We start from the raw sequence: 22103 nt of genomic DNA, 5'->3' as shown, positions 1-22103 counted from the left end.
TCCGCCCTTATAGCTGCACACCGGAGAATGACATAAAGCCGAGCGCCATCAGTCCGGTGGTGATAAAGGTGATCCCTAACCCGCGCAGACCGGCGGGCACGTTGGCGTACTTCATTTTTTCGCGGATCCCCGCCATCGCGACAATCGCCAGCATCCAGCCGATGCCGGAACCAAAGCCGTAAACAATCGATTCCGGGAAGTTGTAATCGCGCTGCACCATAAACGACACGCCGCCGAAAATAGCGCAGTTAACGGCGATAAGCGGCAGGAAGATCCCTAACGCGTTATAGAGTGCCGGGAAGTACTTATCGAGGATCATCTCAAGTATTTGCACCAGCGCCGCAATCACCCCGATAAAGGTGATGAAGTTAAGGAAGCTGAGGTCTACGCCTTCCATCAATGCGCCGTCGCGCAGCACCAGGTTATAGACCAGGTTGTTGATCGGTACGGCAAGACCCAGCACCACCGTGACCGCAACGCCGAGGCCAAACGCGGTGGAGACCTTTTTCGACACCGCGAGGAAGGTACACATCCCGAGGAAGAACGCCAGCGCCATGTTCTCAACAAACACCGCGCGGACAAACAGGCTAATGTAATGAGCCATGATCGGTTACTCCTTTTCCTGCTGTTCAGGCTTCCAGCTACGCAGGGCCCAAATCAGCAAACCGATAATGAAGAACGCGCTCGGCGCCAGCAGGAACAGGCCGTTCGGCTGATACCAGCCGCCGTTCTGCACCGTTTCCAGTACGGTGATACCGAACAGCTTACCGCTGCCGATAAGCTCGCGCAGGAAACCGACGATAATCAGGATCGCGCCGTAACCGAGACCGTTACCGATACCATCCATAAAGCTGGCCAGCGGCGGCGATTTCATGGCATAAGCTTCGGCACGCCCCATCACGATACAGTTCGTGATGATAAGCCCGACGAACACCGACAGCTGCTTAGAGGTCTCATAGGCGAAAGCCCGCAGCAGCTGATCCACCACGATAACCAACGAGGCGATGATCGCCATCTGCACGATGATGCGCACGCTATTGGGAATATGGTGGCGAATCATAGAGATAAACATGCTGGAGAACGCCGTTACCAGCGTCACCGCAATGGTCATCACGAAGGCGGTTTCCAGTTTGGTGGTCACCGCCAGCGCGGAGCAGACGCCGAGCACCTGCAGGGCGATGGGGTTATTGGCGATAAGCGGCCCCACCAGCACGCGCTTCACCTCTTTCATATCGCTCTGTTCAGCCATTATTCAGCTCTCCCTCACGAACCTTTTTCAGGAACGGACCAAAGCCCAGTTCGCCCATCCAGAAATCAAAGCTATGCTGCACGCCGTTTGACGTCAGCGTGGCGCCGGATAAACCGTCAACCGCGTGGAGATCGCCTGCGCGCGCGCCGCCTTTTACCACCTTCAACGACGGCATGCCGTTGTCATCCAGCACCTGCTTACCGACAAACTGCTGACGCCAGTTCGGGTTTTCCACCTCGCCGCCCAACCCCGGCGTTTCGCCCTGATCGTAGTAAGTAATGCCTTTCACCGTACGCCCATCGACGTCCAGCGCCACGAAGGCGTACATCATTGACCACAGGCCATTGCCATAGATAGGCAGCACGACTTCCTGAATCTGTTGCTGCGCGTCACGCACCAGGTAAATTTCCGCCAGGTTGCTGCGGCGTTTAATCCCGGCCGGATCCTGGCTGGCGTCGAGCGCGATACTCTGCTGCGGATCTTTCAGCGCCTGAGCCTGATTAAATTTGCCCGGGTCTTTATCCAGCAGTTCGCCGGTCGCCAGATTGACCAGCCGAGGGGTAATGCGCGCGGCGAAGGTTTCCGCCACCGCGTCAGCATCCATCCCCTGCTGCATCAGGCCGGCGACGGCCAGGATATTGCGCTGTTTATCCAGCGCGCGTTGTTCCTGCTGACGCGACTTGAGGCCCACGGCGGAACCAGCAACCACAATGGAGCACACCAGACAAAGCACCAGCACCACCAGCAGCGTTTTGCCGATGCTATCGTTACTTTTCTTCTCAGCCACGCGACTTCCTCCGCTTGATATTGGCCTGCACCACCAGGTAATCGAACAGCGGCGCAAAGAGGTTGGCGAACAGAATCGCCAACATCATCCCTTCCGGATAGGCCGGGTTGACGACGCGAATCAGCACGCACATCACGCCAATCAGCAGGCCGTAGCTCCATTTACCTTTATCGGTAAAGGAAGCCGATACCGGGTCAGTCGCCATAAACATCATGCCGAAGGCGAAACCGCCGAGCACCAGATGCCAGTACCACGGCATCGAGAACATGGGGTTGGTATCGGAACCGATGAAATTAAACAGCGTGGCGGTGGCGATCATACCGACCATCACCCCGGCGACGATGCGCCAGGAGGCGATACGGGCAAAGATAATGAACGCGCCGCCGATGAGGATCATCAGCGTCGACACTTCGCCAATCGAGCCGGGAATATTGCCAAGGAAGGCGTCCATCCAGCTCACCGGGATGCCGGTGGCGACGTTAACCAGCGCTTCACCGCCGCCGCTGGCCCACTGGGAGAGCGGCGTCGCGCCGGAAAAACCGTCCGCCGCCGTCCATACCAGGTCGCCAGAAATCTGCGCCGGGTAGGCAAAGAACAGAAACGCGCGCCCCGCCAGCGCCGGGTTGAGGAAATTGCGCCCGGTGCCGCCGAAAATTTCTTTGGCAATCACCACGCCGAAGGAGATCCCCAGCGCCGCCTGCCATAGCGGCATCGTTGGCGGCACAATCAGCGCGAAGAGAATCGAGGTAACGAAAAAGCCTTCGTTGATCTCATGTTTGCGCACAATCGCGAACAGCACTTCCCAAAAACCGCCGACGATGAATACGGTCAGGTAGATAGGCAGGAAAAATACCGCCCCCAGCGTCATCATGCTGAGCCACCCGGCATCGGCGTTGAAGCTCACCCCTAACCACTGGGCAACGCTATAGTGCCAGTTGTTGGCTATTACCTGCTGTAACTGTTCGGCGCCGTATAGCTTGTGCAACGCCGGAATCGTCTGCAAGCCGACGTTATACATGCCCCAGAACATCGCCGGGAACACCGCAAACCAGACGAGGATCATCATCCGCTTGAGGTCGATGGCGTCACGTACGTGCGCCGCGCCGCGGGTGACTAAACCCGGGGTGTAGAAGATCGTCGCCGCCGCTTCATACAGCGGGTAATATTTTGCTAACTTGCCGCCGTGCGTGAAATGCGGCTCAAGTTTCTCAATCAGGTGCTTTAAGCCCATCTCTTATCCTTCCTGCTCAATCTGGGTTAACACGCTGCGCAGCGCCGGGCCGTATTCATATTTGCCCGGACAAACGTAGGTGCAGAGCGCCAGATCTTCTTCATCCAGCTCCAGACAGCCCAGCGCCTGGGCGCTATCGCTATCGCCGGCAAGCAGATCGCGCAGCAATATGGTCGGCAGAATATCCAGCGGCATCACCCGCTCATAGTTGCCGATCGGCACCATCGCCCGCTCGCCGCCGTTAGTATCAGTGGAGAAATTAAAGCGCTTGCGCTTAAAGAAATGACCAAGGGTGGTACGGGTAATCGAGAACTTCTCTTTGCCCGGCATCACCCAGCCAAATAGCTCTTTTTCGCGGCCTTCTCTGACGACGCTGACCTGCAAATGGTAGCGCCCGAGGAAGGCGTGAGGGCCGCAGGCGTGAGTGCCGCTCAAGACTGAACCGGAAATTACCCGGTTTTCATCATCCACCAGCTCGCCCGCCAGCAGTTCATCGAGGCTGGCGCCAAGACAGGTTTGCAGCAGCCGCGGCTGTTTTACCTGCGGGCCGCCAAGGGCAATGACGCGTTCGCTGTACAGCTCGCCGTCGAGGAACAGTCTGCCGATGGCGATGACCTCCTGATAGTTGAGATGCCAGACCTGTTTGGTCAGGCTGACCGGCTCAAGGAAGTGAATGTGCGTACCGGCAAGCCCTGCCGGATGCGGGCCACTAAACTGGTTGAATGTCACCTGCCCGGCGGGATGGCCGCCCAGCTTGCCGCCGCTGGCCTGACAGACGTGGACTTTACCGTCCGTCAGGTGCGTTAGCACCGTCAGACCGGCATCAAAGGCTTCACGCTGGGCCAGGATAATCGGCTGCGGTTCAGCCGCCAGCGGGTTGGTATCGATAGCAGTGACGAAAATAGCCGCCGGAACGCTACCCGGCGCGGGAATTTTGCTGAAAGGACGGGTACGAAACGCCGTCCACTGCCCGGATTCCAGCAGCTGTTGCTGCACCGCTTCCCGTGGCAAATCGTTAAGATCTTCTAATGCATAGCGGGTAAACGACACCGCCTCATTGCTGCCGTCGATATCAATCACCACCGATTGCAGCACCCGGCGCTCGCCGCGATGAATGGCGCTGACCACCCCACTGGCTGGCGCGGTAAAACGTACCCCGGCGTTCTTTTTATCTTCGAACAGCACCTGGCCTTTTTGCACCCGATCGCCTTCGCTCACGGCCATCGAGGGGCGCATGCCGACGTACTCCTCGCCGAGCAGCGCGACGCGTTTCACCGCAGGCCGGGGCGAGATCTGCTGTAATGGCATGCCAGCTATGGGCAAATCCAGCCCTTTCGTGATTTTAATCATATCGTTAGCAGGTATCCGTAACCTAAACCCCGGCTCAAGCCGAGGCCAGCATTATTGATGGAATATCAGAATAAGAAAGGAATAGCGGTGCCACGGGGGCACAAGACGGGAGAGAAGCATCCTTTCTTACCCTGGTCATAAACGGCGGGAGTGTAACATTTTGTGAGTGGCAGAAGTAGGAAAAGCGCCAATAAGTGCTTCTAAAATGCGAGCTATTGCGCAAAGTTCTCACTGCGCTTTGCGGCAATATTCGCTATAAAGGAACATTAAATTGTAAACGCAGCCACACCGTGCTTGCGAAAAACTGCCGTGATGCTAATGTGAGCGCTCTAAATCCAGAAAACTCTGATTTCGGGTATCTCTTGCCGTCCTGGCATGTGGTTTTTTGTTTTATCAAGGAACAAGCAGTATGCGCAAAATCGCATTCTTTATTGCGATGCTTCTGTTGCCGTGCGTGTCATTTGCTGGGTTACTCAGCAGTAACAGCCCGACAACGCCGGTTAGCAAAGAATATAAACAGCAGTTAATGGGCTCTCCCGTTTATATCGAGATCTTCAAAGAAGAGCGGATGCTCGATCTCTACGTCAAAATGGGCGAAACCTACCAGCTTCTCGATAGCTACCGGATCTGTAACTACTCCGGCGGCCTCGGGCCGAAGCAACGCCAGGGCGATTTCAAAAGTCCGGAAGGGTTTTATAACGTCTCCCGCAGTCAGCTAAAACCAGACAGCCGCTTTTATAAAGCGATCAATATCGGCTTCCCGAATGCCTACGATCGCGCGCACGGCTATGAAGGTAAATACCTGATGATCCACGGCGCCTGCGTTTCCGTCGGCTGCTACGCGATGACCGATACCGGCATTGACGAGATCTTCCAGTTTGTCACCGGCGCGCTGGTATTTGGCCAGCCAAGCGTGCAGGTCAGCATCTACCCGTTCCGCATGACCGACGCCAACATGGCGCGACATAAGTTCTCGTACTATGCGGATTTCTGGAAGCAGCTGAAGCCAGGCTATGACTACTTCCAGCAGACCCACAAACCGCCGGTGGTTTCGGTGATGGATGGCCGCTATATCGTCAGCAAGCCGCTCAGCCACGAGGTTATCCAGCCGCAGCTGGCCTCAAACTATACGCTCCCCGAGGCAAAATAACGCCCACTCGCCTGGCATGATTTTATTCCAGGCCTCATTGCCGGTCAGCGGCTGAGTGGCGATAACGGAGACCACATCGTTTGGTGTGGTCTCACGTTGAAAATCAATTTCCACATCCTGATCCAGCAGCTTCGCCACGCCAAACGGCGCCCGACGGGTGATCCAGTACAGGTTGGTTGAACAGTACGCCATCACATAGCGCCCGTCCGATAACAGCATATTAAACACGCCCTTCTCGCGCATTTCGCCCGCCAGCGTCGCGATGTATTTAAACACGCCGACCATATTGCCAGGCGTGCGCGGATAGCGCTCGGTTAAACGGTGCAACAGCCAGCAGAAAGCCGTTTCGCTGTCGGTCTCGCCCACCGGGCGGAAATTTCCCGTCTTCAGCGATTTATAACCCTTGAGCTGCCCGTTATGGGCGTAGGTCCAGTGGCGGCCCCACAGTTCGCGGGTGAACGGATGGGTGTTCTCCAGCGCCACTTCGCCACGGTTGGCCTGACGGATATGGGCAATGACGGAACAGGATTTAATGGGATAATCCTGTACCAGTTTGGCTATTGGCGACTGAAAGCTCGGCTGCGGATCTTTAAATGTGCGACACCCTTTCCCTTCGTAAAAGGTAATACCCCAGCCGTCTTTATGCGGCCCGGTGCCGCCCCCGCGCTGAACCAGCCCGGAGAAGCTAAAACAGATATCGGTCGGCACATTGGCGCTCATCCCGAGCAATTCGCACATAGATCACCTCATACCACTGCACAAAATATCCTGCCGCTAAAGCCTTGTCGCCGCGGCTCCTCAACATGGAAGCCACGGCGCCGTCATCATGGCAAGTTAAGCTTTAACCATCTCTTTTTCGATCAACATAATCAGAATATGAATCACCTTAATGTGAATCTCCTGAATGCGATCGGCGTAACCGAAATGCGGTACGCGAATTTCCACATCGGCGGAACCCGCCATTTTGCCGCCGTCTTTACCGGTCAGGGTGATCACTTTCATTCCCTGCGCACGCGCGGCTTCAATCGCTTTGATCACGTTGCCGGAGTTGCCGGAGGTGGAAATGCCCAGCAGAACATCGCCTGCGCGGCCAACAGATTCAACATAGCGGGAGAAGACATATTCATAGCCAAAATCATTACTCACGCAGGACAGATGGCTGACGTCAGAAATAGCGATCGCCGGATAACCAGGGCGGTTCTCGCGATAACGCCCGGTCAGCTCTTCCGCAAAATGCATCGCATCGCAATGAGAACCGCCGTTGCCGCAGGAAAGCACTTTACCGCCAGCTTTGAAGCTATCCGCCAGCAGTACCGCCGCGCGCTGGATAGCGTGAATGTTGGCCTCGTCCTGCAGAAAGTTGGCCAGCGTTTCCGCGGCTTCGTTCAGTTCGTTACGAATAAGATCCTGGTACATGAGGATAATCCTTCAGTATTGGTTGGAATAACCCTGGCAGTGTACCGGATAGCCGCCGAAGCGAGAAGCAGCAGGCAACGTTATCCCTCGTCCTTTTGATTTTACGTGCCGCTTTTCCAGCCAACAATGTGAGCAAGGTTGTAATTATTTTGTAAACACATTGCTAAAACAAATTACATCCACTACAACCAATACATCACAAGTGGTCAGACCTCCTACAAGATAAGGGAGCATTTCTCTATGATGATTTTGAGTATTGTTGCAACCGTAGTGTTACTCGGCGTGCTCTTCTATCACCGAGTCAGCCTGCTTCTCAGCAGCGTGATTTTGCTCGCCTGGACCGCGGCGCTCAGCGTGGCGGGGCTGTGGAATATCTGGCTGCTGTTGCCGCTGGCGATTATCCTGCTGCCGTTCAACTTTGCGCCGATGCGTAAATCCCTTTTCTCCGCCCCGGCATTCCGCGCCTTCCGCAAAGTAATGCCGCCGATGTCGCGTACGGAAAAAGAAGCCATCGATGCCGGCACCACCTGGTGGGAAGGCGATCTGTTCCGCGGCAACCCGGACTGGCACAAGCTGCATAACTATCCGCAGCCGCGCCTCACCGCCGAAGAGCAGGCTTTCATCGACGGCCCAGTAGAAGAAGCCTGCCGCATGGCGAACGACTTCGAAATTACCCATGAGATGGCGGATCTGCCGCCGGAGCTGTGGGCGTACCTGAAAGAGCATCGCTTCTTTGCGATGATCATTAAGAAAGAGTACGGCGGCCTGGAGTTTTCCGCCTATGCCCAGTCTCGCGTACTGCAAAAGCTGTCCGGCGTTTCCGGGATCCTGGCGATCACCGTCGGCGTGCCTAACTCCTTAGGGCCGGGCGAACTGCTGCAACATTACGGTACCGAAGAGCAGAAAAATCACTACCTGCCGCGCCTGGCGCGTGGTCAGGAGATCCCATGCTTCGCGTTGACCAGCCCGGAAGCGGGCTCCGACGCCGGCGCGATCCCGGATACCGGCGTAGTCTGTATGGGCGACTGGCAGGGTCAGCAGGTGCTGGGGATGCGCCTGACCTGGAACAAGCGCTATATCACCCTCGCGCCAATCGCCACCGTACTGGGCCTGGCTTTCAAACTCTCTGATCCGGACCGTCTGCTGGGCGGCGAGGAAGAACTCGGTATCACCTGCGCGCTGATCCCCACCTCAACGCCGGGCGTGGAAATTGGCCGTCGTCACTTCCCGCTGAACGTACCGTTCCAGAACGGCCCCACTCGTGGTAAAGATATTTTCGTACCGATCGATTACATCATCGGCGGCCCGAGCATGGCCGGCCAGGGCTGGCGTATGCTGGTTGAGTGCCTGTCCGTGGGTCGCGGTATTACTCTGCCGTCCAACGCCACCGGCGGCCTGAAATCCGTCGCTATGGCGACCGGCGCCTACGCCCACATTCGCCGTCAGTTCAAAATCTCGATTGGTAAAATGGAAGGTATCGAAGAGCCGCTGGCGCGTATCGCAGGCAACGCCTACGTAATGGACGCCGCCGCTTCGCTGATTACCTACGGGATTATGCTTGGCGAGAAACCGGCGGTGCTGTCGGCGATCGTTAAATATCATTGTACCCACCGCGGCCAGCGTTCAATCATAGACGCTATGGATATTACCGGCGGTAAAGGCATCATGCTGGGCGAAGGCAACTTCCTTGCCCGCGCTTATCAGGGCGCGCCGATCGCCATTACCGTTGAAGGGGCGAATATCCTCACCCGCAGCATGATGATCTTTGGTCAGGGGGCGATTCGTTGCCATCCGTATGTACTGGATGAGATGGCCGCCGCGCAGAACAATGACGTTAACGCCTTCGATAAGCTGCTGTTTAAACATATCGGCCATGTCGGTAGCAACAAAATACGCAGCTTCTGGCTGGGCCTGACTCGCGGCCGCACCAGCAGCGCGCCGACCCGTGATACTACACGCCGCTACTATCAGCACATGAATCGCCTGAGCGCCAACCTGGCCCTGCTGTCGGATGTATCAATGGCGGTACTGGGCGGCAGCCTGAAGCGTCGCGAACGTATCTCCGCGCGTCTCGGCGACGTGCTGAGCCAGCTTTACCTGGCATCGGCGGTGCTGAAACGTTATGACGATGAAGGCCGTAATGAAGCGGATCTGCCGCTGGTCCATTGGGGCGTGCAAGATGCGCTGTATCAGGCAGAGCAGGCTATCGATGACCTGCTGAAGAACTTCCCGAACCGCTTTGTCGCCGGCGCGCTGCGTCTCGCCATCTTCCCGACCGGCCGTCACTACGATGCGCCGTCCGACAAGCTGGATCATAAAGTGGCGAAAATTCTGCAGGTTCCGAGCGCGACCCGCTCTCGTATCGGTCGCGGCCAGTACCTGACGCCAAGCGAACATAACCCGGTTGGCCTGCTGGAAGAGGCGCTGCTGGATGTGATGGCGGCGGACCCAATCCACCAGCGCATCTGCAAAGAGCTGGGTAAAAATCTGCCGTTCACCCGCCTGGATGAGCTGGCCACTAATGCGCTGGCCAAAGGGTTAATTAATCAGGAGGAAGCCTCGATTCTGACCCGTGCGGAAACTAGCCGTCTGCGCAGTATTAACGTTGATGATTTCGCGGCGGATGAACTGGCGACCAAACCGGTAAAGCTGCCGGAAAAAATCCGCAAGATTGAAGCGGCATAATAGCAGCAATACTCCACATCACGACGAAGGCGGGGAATTTCCCCGCCTTTCTTTTATTGTTACTCGCCGAAGTTAGCATTTCTTTAACAAAATATTCCATGCTGCTTCCCGCTGCTGATATGGTATTAAAATTAGCTTATGCCCTCTTCATAATGGAGTTCACCACTGTGTCTGGCTTGAAAATTACGCTGTTGCAGCAACCGCTGGTGTGGATGGATGGTCCCGCCAACCTGCGCCATTTCGATCGTCAGCTGGAAGAAGTGAGCGGGCGCGACATCATTGTGCTGCCTGAGATGTTTACTACCGGATTTGCCATGGAAGCGGCGAAGCAGTCGATGCCGCAGGGAGAGGTCGTTGAGTGGATGCTGGCGAAAGCGGAGCAGACCAACGCGATGATTGCCGGTAGCGCGGCCTTGCAGACCGAACGTGGCCCGGTGAACCGCTTTCTGCTGGTAGAGCCCGGCGGTAAAACGCACTTTTACGATAAGCGTCACCTGTTCCGCATGGCGGATGAGCATCACCATTATGAGGCAGGTACTGAGCGAGTGGTCTTTGAATGGCGCGGCTGGCGGATTCTGCCGCTGGTGTGTTATGACCTGCGTTTCCCGGTATGGTCGCGTAACCACAACGATTACGATCTGGCGCTGTATGTTGCTAACTGGCCTGCCCCGCGTTCGCTGCACTGGCAATCGCTGCTGGTCGCCAGAGCTATTGAAAACCAGGCCTACGTCGCCGGCTGCAACCGCGTCGGCACCGATGGCAACGGCCACCACTATCGGGGCGATAGCCGTATCATCAGCCCGCAGGGAGAGATTATCGCCACCGCCGAACCGCATCAGGCGACGCGGCTCGATGCCGATCTGTCGTTGGCCGCGCTGCAGGAGTATCGCGAGAAATTTCCGGCCTGGCAGGATGCCGATCCTTTCACGATCGGCTAAACACTTTTCGGGAGCCGCTGCGCTCCCTTTTTATTCCACCACGATCCGCAAAGCGCAGTAGACCAATAACGCTGCCAATACCCAGTTCAGTTGCCGCCCGTACAACAAAAACAGGCGCTGAAACAGATGCCCCGCCAGAGCCCAGCACAGGTTTCCCAGCGCGCCAATCGCCGCCAGCAGCAGACTCACGCTAATGAGCCAAATCGGCTCGCGGGTAACAGGCAGGACAAAGGTAGAGAGCGCGGTGATGCCATACAGAATAATTTTTACGTTGACGAACTGCAGGCCCAGGCTCGCCCAGAAACCCACCGGCTCTGTACTCAGCGCGCCTGCCCCCGGTTTGCTTTTGGCTATCTGCCAGGCCAGCCACAGGATATACGCCGCGCCAATCCATCCCAATATCCGGGTAAATCGCGAGTCGAGTTCCACCAGCGAAAAGGTTAAAGCCGCGCAAATCAGCATAGTGATAATAAAACCAATGCTCATCCCCGCCAGCACCCGCAGACTGCGGCGTAAGCCATGGGCGGTGACGCTGCTGAGGGCAAGAATATTATTGGGGCCGGGAGTCAGCGCGGTTATCAGGGTATAAGTCAAAAAAGCACTAATCAAAGCTGGGGTCACTTGTCTTCTCCTTCGTTTTGGCAGACAGTACCCGAAGCCATTCATTTAAAAAAATGAATGTTTTCTGACTCTGAATTCGATAATTTCGATAGTTGGTGGCGAAATGGATCTGCGGCGTTTTATTACTCTCAAGACGGTAGTGGAAGAAGGCTCGTTTTTACGCGCGGCGCAAAAACTATGCTGTACGCAATCCACCGTGACCTTTCATATTCAACAGCTTGAGCAAGAGCTTGCCGTTCAGCTGTTTGAAAAAATTGGTCGCCGCATGTGCCTGACCGAATCCGGTAAAAAGGTGCTGCCGCACGTCCATGAACTGGCGAGGGTGATGGAAACTATTCGTGAGGCGGCTCGCGAGGATGGCGAACCGGCTGGCGAGCTACGCGTTGCCTGTGGGGAAACCCTGCTGGCCTATAAAATGCCGCAGGTGCTACAGCGCTTTAAACAACGGGCGCCGCAGGTACGCTTATCGCTGCAGTCGCTCAACTGTTATGTCATCCGCGATGCACTACTCAACGATAGCGCCGATTTGGGCGTGTTTTATCGGGTTGGCAACGATGACGCGTTAACCATGACAAGCTTTGGCCAGCAGTCGCTGACGCTGGTCGCCTCGCCGCAGCATCCGGCGGTCGATTTTACCCGCTGCGGGCAACATATTCCGCTGAGCTTTGTTATCAATGAGCCACAGTGCGTATTTCGGCAAATTTTTGAAAGCACGCTGCGCCAGCGCGCCATTACCCTGGAAAATACTATTGAGCTCTGGAGTATCGAAAGTATTAAGCAGTGCGTGGCGAGCAATCTTGGCGTCAGCTATCTGCCGCGTTTCGCCGTTGAGGAAGAGCTTAAGCGCGGTACGCTGGTTGAACTCCCGTTCAGCGATATTCCACTCACTATTAACGCGATATGCGCCCATCACGCCGGTAAAGTGATTAGCCCGGCAATGCGGGTATTTATGCAGTGTGTTGAGGAGGCGTTAGGGGCGGATTAAATGATAATTCCCCCAAACGACGAAGGCCTGAATCATTGCTGATTCAGGCCTTCTGAATAGTGGCGGAACGGACGGGACTCGAACCCGCGACCCCCTGCGTGACAGGCAGGTATTCTAACCGACTGAACTACCGCTCCGCGTTGTTGTTCCGTTGGGAACGAGGCGAATATTACGGTTTCCCTACATCGCCGTCAACGCTTTTTCTTCACTTTTGAATCGTTTGCTGCAAAATTAGCCCGCCCGCCTATTTTTAGCGCATATTACCGGCAATCAGGCGCGCCACAGGCAGCTTCCGCCCTTCTTTTGCACCAGGTCGAGACGCGATTCATGGTCCGCCAGCTCGCTATCAGAGGCATAAACCACGCGTAATTTACTGGCGGCGCGGACAACGCGCTGTATTCCAATATCGCCGGCCTGCTGTTGGCCTTCTCCTTCCATCGAAAACGCCATGCTGGTCTGCCCACCGGTCATCATCAGATAGACGTCAGCCAGAATCTGGGCATCGAGCAACGCGCCGTGCAGCGTACGCTTGCTGTTGTCTATTTCATAACGTGAACAGAGCGCATCAAGGCTGTTACGCTTGCCGGGGAACATCTTACGCGCCAGCGCCAGGCTATCGGTGACCTTACAAAAGGTTTCCGTTTTCTCAATGCCGCGGTTCAGCTTTTTGAATTCATAATCCATAAAGCCGATATCGAACGATGCGTTATGGATGACCAGCTCCGCGCCGCGGATATACTCCATGAACTCATCGGCAACGTCGGCAAATGTCGGCTTATCCATGAGGAATTCATCGGCAATACCGTGAACGCCGAAGGCTTCAGGGTCCACCAGCCGGTCGGGCTTCAGGTAAACATGGAAGTTATTACCGGTGAGGCGACGGTTGATCACCTCTACGGCGCCGATCTCGATGATCTTATGCCCTTCATAGTGGGCGCCGATCTGGTTCATACCGGTGGTTTCGGTATCGAGAACAATCTGTCGTGTAATTGCAGTGCTCATAGCGGTCATTTATGTCAGACTTGTCGTTTACATATCGATTTCAATTACAGGAAGTCTACCAGAGATGCTCAAACAGGTAGAAATTTTCACCGATGGTTCTTGCCTGGGGAATCCAGGGCCTGGCGGCTACGGCGCTATTATGCGCTATCGCCAGCATGAAAAAACCTACAGCGCGGGCTACCGCCTGACGACTAACAACCGCATGGAACTGATGGCTGCCATCGTCGCTCTCGAAGCGCTTAAAGAGCACTGCGAAGTGGTGCTAAGTACCGATAGCCAGTACGTCCGCCAGGGGATAACCCAGTGGATCCATAACTGGAAGAAACGCGGCTGGAAAACGGCGGACAAAAAGCCGGTTAAAAATGTCGATCTGTGGAAACGCCTTGATGCCGCTCTCGGCCAGCATCAGATTAAATGGGAATGGGTCAAAGGCCATGCCGGACACCCGGAAAACGAACGCTGCGACGAACTTGCGCGCGCCGCTGCGTCTAACCCCACGCTGGACGACGTCGGCTACCAGCCGGAAAGCTAATTCCCCCCGTCGCGCCACTGCCTGGTGGCGCCAACGGCCGGACGCAGCTGCGTCTTCGCCTTCCCGGACTTCATCGGATTTAGCGTCAACGGAATGGTTCTTTTCCGCGCGACGATCATTTGCAAACATCCCAAAGCAGGCAGATGAGTACTTAGCATTTTTCCCCCCTGCTTCGACCAGGGCAGCACCTGATAGCGACCGTAGTGCAGCACCTCAAAATTGAGCAGCGCCAGCCAGTCAAGCTGTCGCGTCATGGTAAACATCCGGCTGTTATAGGGGATAGTTTTTCGCAGAACCGGCGTCACTTTGCGCAATCCAATCAGGCTCAGCGGGTTAAAAGCAGTCAAAATCATCCAGCCATCGTCAATCAGCACGCGGTCAGCTTCGCGCAACAGCCGGTGCGGATCGCTGCACCATGGCAAAGTATGCGCCAGTAAACAGGCATCCACCGATTTGGCGGCGAAAGGAAGAGACAGCGGGTCGGCTTTGACCTGGATCGGACTTCCCCCCAGCGAAACGTTCACCTGATGGGAGATCGCGCAGGCTTCGGTATTGATTTCCGCGCTCAGATTGCCAATCTTAAGTAGATGAAAGCCATATAATTTAGCCAGCCACGGTTTCATATGCCGTTCCAGCGACTCGCGATAGTATTCACCCCACGGCATACTGGACCAATGCTCTGGAGCTGTAATTGTATGAGGTATCCTTGCCGGCTTCATCGCAACCTTCCGCAACGCTTTGAGAGGTAATTTATGAATCTTATCAGTATTCCTGCATTTCAGGACAACTACATCTGGGTTGTTAGCGACGATAGCCGTCGTTGTGTGATAGTCGATCCCGGTGAAACCGCGCCGGTACTCGCGGCCATTGAAGAAAACAACTGGCAGCCAGAAGCGATTTTGTTAACCCACCACCACCATGATCATGTTGGCGGCGTGAAAGAACTGCGGCAAAAATTTCCGCAACTTGTGGTTTACGGGCCGGCAGAAACCCAGGATAAGGGAAGCACGGATATTGTATCTGATGGCGATAGCATTACTCTTTTGGGTCACGAATTTTCTATTTTCGCCACGCCAGGTCACACATTAGGACATATCTGTTTCTACAGCAAACCTTATCTATTTTGTGGCGATACAATGTTTTCCGGCGGCTGCGGCAGGCTGTTCGAAGGTACAGCAGATCAAATGTATCAATCATTTATGAAAATAAATGCCCTTCCCGCTGACACCCTAATTTGTTGCGCACATGAGTACACTTTAGCAAACATGAAGTTTGCATTGAGTATCCTGCCAGATGATATGGATATAAAGGATTACTACCATAAAGTTAAGGAGTTACGCGCAAAAAACCAAAAGACACTACCCGTTACTCTGAAAAATGAACGCCGTATAAATTTATTTTTACGTACGGATGACAATGATTTAATTAAAGAAATATCCAAAGAAACAAATTTGCAACACTCAGCGCAGAGATTTGCATGGTTAAGGTCAAAGAAAGATGACTTCTGAGATTTAACGCTTGTCATCCTCGGCCTTCACCGTTATCCTTGCTCGTCTTTTAAGCAACTATTGACACACACATGAAGGCACGAGCGATATTACTCGCCTCTGTCCTGCTGGTAGGGTGCCAGGCGTCGAAGCACGACGGCACCGTAGAACAGCGAGCACAGAGCCTTTCTGCAGCTGGTCAAGGGGAAGCAGGCAAGTTCACAAGTCAGGCGCGATGGTTAGATGATGGAACCCTCTACGCGCAAGACCAGGATCTGTGGACTTCCATAAGCGACGAGCTAAAGATGGGAATTCCGGAAAACCCCCGGATTCGCGAACAGAAACAGAAGTACTTACGTAATAAGAGCTATCTCCACGATGTAACTTTACGGGCTGAACCGTATATGTACTGGATAGCCGGGCAAGTTAAGAAACGTAACATGCCAATGGAACTGGTATTACTACCCATAGTGGAGAGCGCTTTTGACCCACACGCGACGTCTGGCGCCAATGCCGCAGGCATTTGGCAGATCATTCCGAGCACAGGGCGCAATTATGGTTTAAAACAGACCCGCAGTTACGATGCGCGTCGTGATGTCGTTGCGTCTACTACCGCGGCGCTGGACATGATGCAACGTCTGAACAAAATGTTCGACGGCGACTGGTTACTGACCGTCGCGGCATATAACAGCGGCGAAGGCCGGGTAATGAAGGCCGTGAAGGCGAACCGTTCGCGTGGTAAACCCACCGATTTTTGGTCGCTCTCGCTGCCGCGTGAAACCAAGGTCTACGTGCCAAAAATGCTGGCTTTGAGCGATATTCTCAAAAACAGCAAGCGTTACGGCGTGAAGCTGCCAACGGCTGATGAAAGCCGTGCGCTGGCGCGCGTTCGCCTCGATAGTCCGGTTGAGATTTCTCAGCTCGCGGACATGGCAGGAATGCCGGTCAGCAAGCTGAAAACCTTTAACGCCGGCGTAAAGGGTTCAACGCTTGGCGCTAGCGGGCCAAAGTACGTTATGGTGCCTCAGAAGCACGCGGCTCAACTGCGTGAGTCTCTGGCCTCTGGCGACATTGCCGCCGTACAGCCGACGCAGCTAGCTGACAATACGCCGCTGACCAGCCATAGCTACAAGGTACGTTCTGGCGATACGATTTCCGGGATTGCTTCGCGTCTCGGCGTCACCACCCGGGATCTGCAGCAGTGGAACAACCTGCGCGGTTCAGGGTTGAAAGTTGGACAGAATCTGGTTGTCGGCGCAGGCAGCAGCGCGCAACGTCTGGCGAACAACAATGATAGCATCACCTATCGTGTTCGTAAGGGCGACTCGCTATCGAGCATCGCAAAACGCCACGGCGTCAATATCCGCGACGTTATGCGCTGGAACAGCGATACCGATAACCTGAAGCCTGGGGATCAGCTAACGCTGTTTGTGAAGAACAACGACAGACCTGAATCCTGATTTCAGAATAATGAGAAAGGCACCGATTCCCCGGTGCCTTTTTTATTGCCAGCGCTACACTGCTTTATGCGCTTCAAACATGATGGTATCGCTGGTAAACGATCCATCCTGCTGTAATTCGAAGTAGGCTTTAACCTCCGCCGATGCACTCTGCTGATATAAGCGAATCGCCTCCGCCAGCGCTTCTGGCGTGCGCATCCGCGCGACCCAGGAGCTAAATTCCAGCGGCAGACGATCGGTCAATAAATGATTGATCGCCAGGCCTGCGTCGTTGGCCAGCGCCAGCCACTCGCCGCTGGAGTAATTACGCACGTGCGAGGTGTCGCGCAGGGCCTCTACGGTCTGCAGCCAGACATCACGTACCGGATGCCCCGGAGACATTACGTCCATCATGATCATCACCCCGCCCGGCTTCAGCACGCGTTTCACCTCGCGCAGCGCCTGGCCGACATCATGCCAATGGTGAGCGGAGTAGCGGCTAATCACCACATCAAAACTGGCGTCGGCAAACGGCAGCATTTCAGCATATCCCTGCTGAGTGACGATGTTGGTAAAGCCTTTGTCTTTTGCCGCCTGAGCGACAACCTCCAGCATCTGGCTCGATAAATCATACGCGGTAACCTGCGCTACCTGGCCGGCAGCGGTAAAACTGGCGTGCCCTGCCCCGCATCCCATATCCAGCAACGTTGCCTGCGGGAAATCCGCCAGCCGTTCCGCCAGACGCTGCAGATCGCGCCCGGAGGCGTGTACGGCGCTGGTCAGATAGGCGCTTGCCTGTGAGCCAAACTGCTTTTCGACGTTGTCATGATGAGAGCGTGTTGTCATTGTGTTGTCCTTCGGTGGTTTGAGTAATAAAGGGCAGCATCGTGCTGAACGCAGACCTGCCCGATGGCAGGCCTGACATACCTTAATTAATCAGGCTTGCCGGGACTGAATTCGACTAGTAGCGGGTTGTGATCGGAGGCGCGGGTCACCAGCACGGAGGCATCGTGCACGCTTAAGCCGCGGTAGAACACAAAATCGAGCGGGCGACCAAACGCGCGGCGGCGCTGATCGTCAGAGAAACGAACCTCGCGTAACGACATCTCACGCGCAAAGCGGTACAACGCATTCATCCGCGGGCGGCTCCAGGCGTTGAAATCACCAGCCATGATTACCGGCCCGCTGTGATGGGCAATCTGATCGCCAATTGGCAGCAGCTGTTTACTATAGACATCGACGCCAAGACTAAAATTAACCGCATGGATATTCACCACCATTAACAGCCGTGCATCGGGCAGCGGATAAACGGTCACTAACGCCGATTTAGGCAAACGTAAAATAGGTTCGCGCTCGCGCAAGGGACAGCAATAGATGGGGTGAGCGGAGGCCAGCGTCATCACGCCGGAAGGATGCTGCGGCAATACCAGCGCCGGCACCTGATCGGCGGCCAGATAGTTTGAAGTCGCGAACCTGACCAGTTCTGGGGTGGTTTGCGCCTCCTGCAACAGGACCAGATGCGCGTCTTTGCCGAAATTTTTGAGCACTGACTGCCATTCTGCACGCTGCTGCTTAAAGATATTCCACACCAGCACGCGAATTTTCTCATCGCTGCTTAATGGCGCGCCGGCGGGATAAACCGGACTGACGCCCGCAAACGCCCCCGGAGGCAAGATTCTCTCCGCGGGTTGTCCGGCGACATAGCGCATGGCATAGGTATTCTTTCGCAATTTGGGCATTCAACCTCGATAACAGGAAACCAGCCCGACTGCGGCTGGTTCTTCTGTTATAGGGATTTTCCCATACACTTTCAATGCAATTTGCGAGAAAGCCTTATCCTTCGAGAGAAACGGCTGCCGAACGGCGTGGAGATTTATCTAAACGACCGCTCAGTACGACCAGTAGCAAAGCAACCAGCACAATCAGCGCGCCAATCCACGGCGTCTGCGCCAGACCGTACAGCTCGACCGTCTGTCCACCAATGACCGAACCGAGGGCAATACCAATATTGAAGGCAGCGATGTTCAAACCAGAGGCGACATCAACGGCGCCCGGCGTGTATTGTTCAGCCTTTTGCACCACATAGACCTGCAGACCCGGAACGTTGCCGAAGGCGAAAATGCCCATCACCAGTACCGTTGCCAGAGCGGCGTAGTGCAGATTGGCCGTGAACTGGAAGACCAGCAACAGCACCACCAACGCAGCGAAGATAAATTTCAACGCGGCGACGGCGCCATGTTTATCGGCGAGCTTACCGCCCCACACGTTACCGATAGCGACAGAGATACCGTAACCCAGCAGGATCCAACTGACCGCAGACGGGCTAAAGCCAGCCAGCTCCTGCATCATCGGCGCGAGGAAAGTAAATGCGGTAAACACGCCGCCATAGCCCAGCGCGGTAATCGCGTAGATCATCAACAGGCGCGGATGGGTCAAGACTTTCATCTGATCGCGCAGGCTGGCGCCGGCGCGGCCCGGAATATTATTCGGCACCAGGATCAGGCTGCTGATAAGCGCAATGACGCCCAGAATCGATACCGCGAGGAACGTTTCCCGCCAGCCAAAATGCTGACCGATGAACGTCCCGAAAGGCACCCCGGTTACCAGCGCGACCGTCAGGCCGCCGAACATGATAGCAATGGCCGAGGCGGCTTTCTCTTTTGGCACCAGGCTGGTGGCAATCGTCGAGCCGATAGAAAAGAATACGCCATGCGCCAGGCCGGTCAGCAGGCGGGCCATAATCAAAGTGCCATAACCCGGAGCCTGCCACGCTAGCAGGTTACCGGCGGTAAACAACACCATTAACGCCAGCAGGAGCTGCTTACGCGGCATGCGCCCGGTTAGCGCGGTCAGCACCGGGGCGCCAATCGCCACGCCTAGCGCATAGATGGAAACCAGCAGGCCCGCAGACGGCAGCGAGATAGCCAGTTGTTCGGCGATGGTCGGTACCAGACCGACGATCACAAATTCGGTAGTGCCAATAGCAAAGGCACCGATGGTTAATGCAAGTAGCGCCAGTGGCATAATTTACTCCGTAGCATCAGGATTAAGATGACACGTAGTATGAAGGGATGTTTAAATAACAAAAACCATCAAAATCTCAATAGAATTTTGCTATAGGTGCAACAATGAGAGCCACGTCAGAAGAGATCGCTATCTTCGTCGCCGTAGTGGAAAGCGGCAGTTTTAGCCGGGCGGCCGAGCAGCTCGGGCAGGCAAACTCTGCCGTCAGCCGGGCAGTCAAAAAGCTGGAATCAAAGCTAGGCGTTAGTTTGTTAAACCGGACCACGCGCCAGCTGAGCCTGACAGAAGAAGGCGAGCGTTATTTCCGCCGCATGCAGGTGGTGTTGCAGGAGATGGCGGCTGCTGAGAACGAGCTTCTGGAGACGCGCACCACCCCTCGCGGATTGCTTCGCGTTGATGCCGCCACCCCGGTGATGCTGCATTTTTTAATGCCGCTGGTAAAACCGTTTCGCGAACGTTATCCAGAAATGACGCTCTCGCTGGTCTCCTCGGAAACCTTCATTAATCTTATAGAACGTAAAGTCGATGTCGCGATCCGCGTGGGTACCCTAACCGATTCCAGCCTGCGCGCCCGCCCGCTGTTCACCAGCTATCGCAAGATCATCGCCTCGCCTGATTATATCGCCCGCTACGGCACGCCGGTGAATGCGGAAGATCTTGCGGATCATCTCTGCCTGGGGTTCACCGAGCCTGTCTCGTTAAATACCTGGCCTATTGCCGCCAGCGATGGCCAATTACTGGAAGTCGGTTGCGAAATTACCTCTAACAGTGGCGAAACGCTAAAACAGCTCTGTCTTGGCGGCAATGGTATTGCCTGTCTATCGGATTATATGGTGGATAAAGAGATTGCCAGCGGGGAGTTTGTGGAGCTACTTGCCGACAAGCGCTTGCCGGTGGAGATGCCTTTCAGTGCGGTGTATTACAGCGACAGAGCCGTCAGCACGCGTATCAGGGCATTTATTGACTTTCTGAGTGAGCACGTCAAACAGCTCCCGAAGGAGCTGTAAGAAACTATCGTCCGGCAGCGGCGTCAACCGCCTGCCGGAATCGGTGGATTAATCCCACTTCGGCGCCAGACCTTCCGGGCTTACCAGACGGTCGTTGCAATCCAGCGCGGCAATCGCTTTACGATCTTCATCATCCAGCTTCAGATCCAGCGCTTTCAGGTTGCTCGCCAGATTTTCACGCTTGGTGGAAGATGGAATAACCGCATAACCTTCTCCCATCGCCCACGCCAGAATAACCTGTGCCGGGGTCGCATTATGTTTCGCCGCGATACGGGCAATCACTTCATCTTTCAGCGCCTTACCGTAGGCCAGCGTCATGTAAGAGGTGATGTGGATCCCATGTTCACGCGCCCAATCGACCACTTTACGGTTCTGCAGGTACGGAGACAGTTCAACCTGGTTGGTCGCGATATTTTCAGCGCCAACGGCAGCGATCGCACGTTCCATCAGTGGAATAGTGAAGTTAGAGATACCGATCTGTCGGGTCAGACCCAGCTTCTTCGCTTCCATCAGCGCAGCCATAAACTCTTCAACAGCAACCGCATCGTTCGGCGACGGCCAGTGAATCAGCGTCAGATCAACATAATCGGTGCGCAGCTTCTGCAGGCTCTCTTTCAGGCTGGCGATCAGCTTGTCTTTAGTCAGGTTTTCGATCCAGATTTTGGTGGTGATGAACAGTTCATCACGCGGCACGCCGCTTTCCGCGATAGCCTGGCCAACAGCGGCTTCGTTTTCATAGATCTGTGCGGTATCGATAGTACGATAGCCCAGCTCCAGCGCCATTTTTACAGAGTTGATGACTACGTCGTCTTGCAGACGGAAAGTGCCAAGACCAAATGCAGGGATTGTCATGATTGATGTTCCTCGTTAATTATTCGTTTCGCTTAACTGAGGCCATTATGGGTGAAGGTTGGGTTGGGAAAAAGATCGATAAATGCAGAGGATTTTTGCTGATTTAGCAATAATTGGAATGGATAAAACAAAAAAGCCCTGAGCAAATGCTCAGGGCTTTTAATAAGTGGCGGAACGGACGGGACTCGAACCCGCGACCCCCTGCGTGACAGGCAGGTATTCTAACCGACTGAACTACCGCTCCACCGAATTTTTTCTACATCTACCGGTTTAATGCCCCGGTTTTACTGCAAATTTGATGCCTGGCAGTTCCCTACTCTCACATGGGGAGACCCCACACTACCATCG

General features: G+C 55.2%; 22 protein-coding genes and 2 tRNA genes. 8 read left to right on the top strand and 16 right to left on the bottom strand.

Annotated elements, in window-relative coordinates; genetic code table 11:
- Positions 1–7: 7 nt before the first annotated feature.
- From nqrE to ABLU78_RS10850, 5 genes are read right to left on the bottom strand one after another with little or no spacing between them, the layout of a single operon-like run.
- Positions 8–604: an NADH:ubiquinone reductase (Na(+)-transporting) subunit E gene (gene nqrE, locus ABLU78_RS10870; RefSeq protein WP_015368115.1), complete on the bottom strand. Its 597-nt coding sequence runs from the start codon at positions 602–604 to the stop codon at positions 8–10.
- 6 nt (positions 605–610) lie between these two features.
- Positions 611–1249, bottom strand: coding sequence for an NADH:ubiquinone reductase (Na(+)-transporting) subunit D (locus ABLU78_RS10865; protein ID WP_002889716.1), 639 nt, complete (start codon positions 1247–1249; stop codon positions 611–613).
- Positions 1242–2036, bottom strand: coding sequence for a Na(+)-translocating NADH-quinone reductase subunit C (locus tag ABLU78_RS10860; RefSeq protein WP_015704472.1), 795 nt, complete (start codon positions 2034–2036; stop codon positions 1242–1244). Before ABLU78_RS10860 ends, ABLU78_RS10865 begins: the two co-directional genes overlap by 8 nt.
- The gene (locus tag ABLU78_RS10855; protein ID WP_042895755.1) at positions 2029–3267 is read right to left on the bottom strand and encodes an NADH:ubiquinone reductase (Na(+)-transporting) subunit B; all 1239 of its coding nucleotides are present in this window, start codon (positions 3265–3267) and stop codon (positions 2029–2031) included. The genes ABLU78_RS10860 and ABLU78_RS10855 overlap by 8 nt, the downstream gene beginning before the upstream one ends.
- Positions 3268–3270: 3 nt before the next feature.
- Positions 3271–4617, bottom strand: a complete 1347-nt coding sequence (locus ABLU78_RS10850; RefSeq protein ID WP_045388399.1) for a Na(+)-translocating NADH-quinone reductase subunit A — start codon at positions 4615–4617, stop codon at positions 3271–3273.
- A 409-nt stretch (positions 4618–5026) separates the two neighbouring features.
- Between ABLU78_RS10850 and dpaA the strand changes: the two genes are divergently transcribed.
- On the top strand, positions 5027–5767 hold the full coding sequence (dpaA, locus tag ABLU78_RS10845; RefSeq protein ID WP_015704469.1) for a peptidoglycan meso-diaminopimelic acid protein amidase: 741 nt from the start codon (positions 5027–5029) through the stop codon (positions 5765–5767).
- Here the strand turns inward: dpaA and ABLU78_RS10840 are convergent.
- Together ABLU78_RS10840 and lpcA are read right to left on the bottom strand one after the other, a co-directional pair.
- Complete coding sequence (locus tag ABLU78_RS10840) at positions 5738–6505, bottom strand: class II glutamine amidotransferase (RefSeq protein ID WP_015368120.1); 768 nt, start codon at positions 6503–6505, stop codon at positions 5738–5740. The two genes, dpaA and ABLU78_RS10840, sit on opposite strands and share 30 nt — an antisense overlap.
- 96 nt (positions 6506–6601) lie before the next feature.
- A complete protein-coding gene (lpcA, locus tag ABLU78_RS10835; protein WP_004099149.1) occupies positions 6602–7183 on the bottom strand; it encodes a D-sedoheptulose 7-phosphate isomerase in 582 nt (193 codons plus the stop codon).
- A 240-nt stretch (positions 7184–7423) separates the two neighbouring features.
- Here lpcA and fadE point away from each other — a divergent pair, with 240 nt between their 5' ends.
- Entirely contained in the window at positions 7424–9868 is a 2445-nt protein-coding gene (gene fadE / locus ABLU78_RS10830; RefSeq protein WP_032712669.1) for an acyl-CoA dehydrogenase FadE, read from the top strand.
- Between the two features lie 167 nt (positions 9869–10035).
- Positions 10036–10806: an amidohydrolase gene (locus tag ABLU78_RS10825; RefSeq protein WP_032712938.1), complete on the top strand. Its 771-nt coding sequence runs from the start codon at positions 10036–10038 to the stop codon at positions 10804–10806.
- A 30-nt stretch (positions 10807–10836) separates the two neighbouring features.
- Here the strand turns inward: ABLU78_RS10825 and eamB are convergent, their stop codons facing one another.
- Positions 10837–11427 carry a cysteine/O-acetylserine transporter gene (gene eamB, locus ABLU78_RS10820; protein WP_032707488.1) on the bottom strand — a complete coding sequence of 197 codons (591 nt, stop codon included), beginning with the start codon at positions 11425–11427 and terminating at the stop codon, positions 10837–10839.
- Between the two features lie 103 nt (positions 11428–11530).
- Between eamB and ABLU78_RS10815 the strand changes: the two genes are divergently transcribed.
- Positions 11531–12412: a LysR family transcriptional regulator gene (locus tag ABLU78_RS10815; protein WP_048228393.1), complete on the top strand. Its 882-nt coding sequence runs from the start codon at positions 11531–11533 to the stop codon at positions 12410–12412.
- A gap of 60 nt (positions 12413–12472) precedes the next feature.
- Here the strand turns inward: ABLU78_RS10815 and ABLU78_RS10810 are convergent.
- A tRNA-Asp gene (locus ABLU78_RS10810) sits at positions 12473–12549 on the bottom strand.
- A gap of 133 nt (positions 12550–12682) precedes the next feature.
- Positions 12683–13414 carry a DNA polymerase III subunit epsilon gene (dnaQ, locus tag ABLU78_RS10805; RefSeq protein WP_015368125.1) on the bottom strand — a complete coding sequence of 244 codons (732 nt, stop codon included), beginning with the start codon at positions 13412–13414 and terminating at the stop codon, positions 12683–12685.
- 64 nt (positions 13415–13478) lie between these two features.
- Here dnaQ and rnhA point away from each other — a divergent pair, with 64 nt between their 5' ends.
- Entirely contained in the window at positions 13479–13946 is a 468-nt protein-coding gene (gene rnhA / locus ABLU78_RS10800) for a ribonuclease HI (protein WP_015368126.1), read from the top strand.
- Here the strand turns inward: rnhA and ABLU78_RS10795 are convergent.
- Entirely contained in the window at positions 13943–14665 is a 723-nt protein-coding gene (locus tag ABLU78_RS10795) for a class I SAM-dependent methyltransferase (RefSeq protein ID WP_015704466.1), read from the bottom strand. The two genes, rnhA and ABLU78_RS10795, sit on opposite strands and share 4 nt — an antisense overlap.
- A 33-nt stretch (positions 14666–14698) precedes the next feature.
- On the opposite strand from ABLU78_RS10795, the gene gloB reads away from it, so the two are divergent.
- Entirely contained in the window at positions 14699–15454 is a 756-nt protein-coding gene (gloB, locus tag ABLU78_RS10790; RefSeq protein WP_032712668.1) for a hydroxyacylglutathione hydrolase, read from the top strand.
- Between the two features lie 71 nt (positions 15455–15525).
- Positions 15526–16893, top strand: coding sequence for a murein transglycosylase D (mltD, locus tag ABLU78_RS10785; protein WP_032705449.1), 1368 nt, complete (start codon positions 15526–15528; stop codon positions 16891–16893).
- A 54-nt stretch (positions 16894–16947) separates the two neighbouring features.
- Here mltD and ABLU78_RS10780 read toward each other — a convergent pair whose 3' ends face one another.
- From ABLU78_RS10780 to ABLU78_RS10770, 3 genes are all read right to left on the bottom strand, one after another.
- Positions 16948–17718 (bottom strand): class I SAM-dependent methyltransferase, encoded by a 771-nt coding sequence (locus ABLU78_RS10780; protein ID WP_032707483.1) that lies wholly within the window; start codon positions 17716–17718, stop codon positions 16948–16950.
- An 86-nt stretch (positions 17719–17804) separates the two neighbouring features.
- Complete coding sequence (locus ABLU78_RS10775; protein WP_015704463.1) at positions 17805–18602, bottom strand: endonuclease/exonuclease/phosphatase family protein; 798 nt, start codon at positions 18600–18602, stop codon at positions 17805–17807.
- A gap of 103 nt (positions 18603–18705) precedes the next feature.
- Positions 18706–19896, bottom strand: a complete 1191-nt coding sequence (locus tag ABLU78_RS10770) for an MFS transporter (RefSeq protein ID WP_015368132.1) — start codon at positions 19894–19896, stop codon at positions 18706–18708.
- 104 nt (positions 19897–20000) lie between these two features.
- Between ABLU78_RS10770 and yafC the strand changes: the two genes are divergently transcribed.
- On the top strand, positions 20001–20903 hold the full coding sequence (yafC, locus tag ABLU78_RS10765) for a DNA-binding transcriptional regulator YafC (protein ID WP_015368133.1): 903 nt from the start codon (positions 20001–20003) through the stop codon (positions 20901–20903).
- A gap of 48 nt (positions 20904–20951) precedes the next feature.
- Here yafC and dkgB read toward each other — a convergent pair whose 3' ends face one another.
- Together dkgB and ABLU78_RS10755 are read right to left on the bottom strand one after the other, a co-directional pair.
- On the bottom strand, positions 20952–21755 hold the full coding sequence (gene dkgB, locus ABLU78_RS10760; protein ID WP_045366734.1) for a 2,5-didehydrogluconate reductase DkgB: 804 nt from the start codon (positions 21753–21755) through the stop codon (positions 20952–20954).
- Positions 21756–21922: 167 nt separating this feature from the next.
- Positions 21923–21999, bottom strand: a tRNA-Asp gene (locus ABLU78_RS10755).
- Positions 22000–22103: the final 104 nt, after the last annotated feature.

Origin of the sequence: Klebsiella sp. JN_Kp122 (assembly GCF_040062085.1) — a bacterium.
GTDB classification, from domain to species: domain Bacteria; phylum Pseudomonadota; class Gammaproteobacteria; order Enterobacterales; family Enterobacteriaceae; genus Klebsiella; species Klebsiella aerogenes.
The sequence above is the reverse complement of the archived record's forward strand: the minus strand, read 5'-3'. Positions and strand labels throughout refer to the sequence as shown.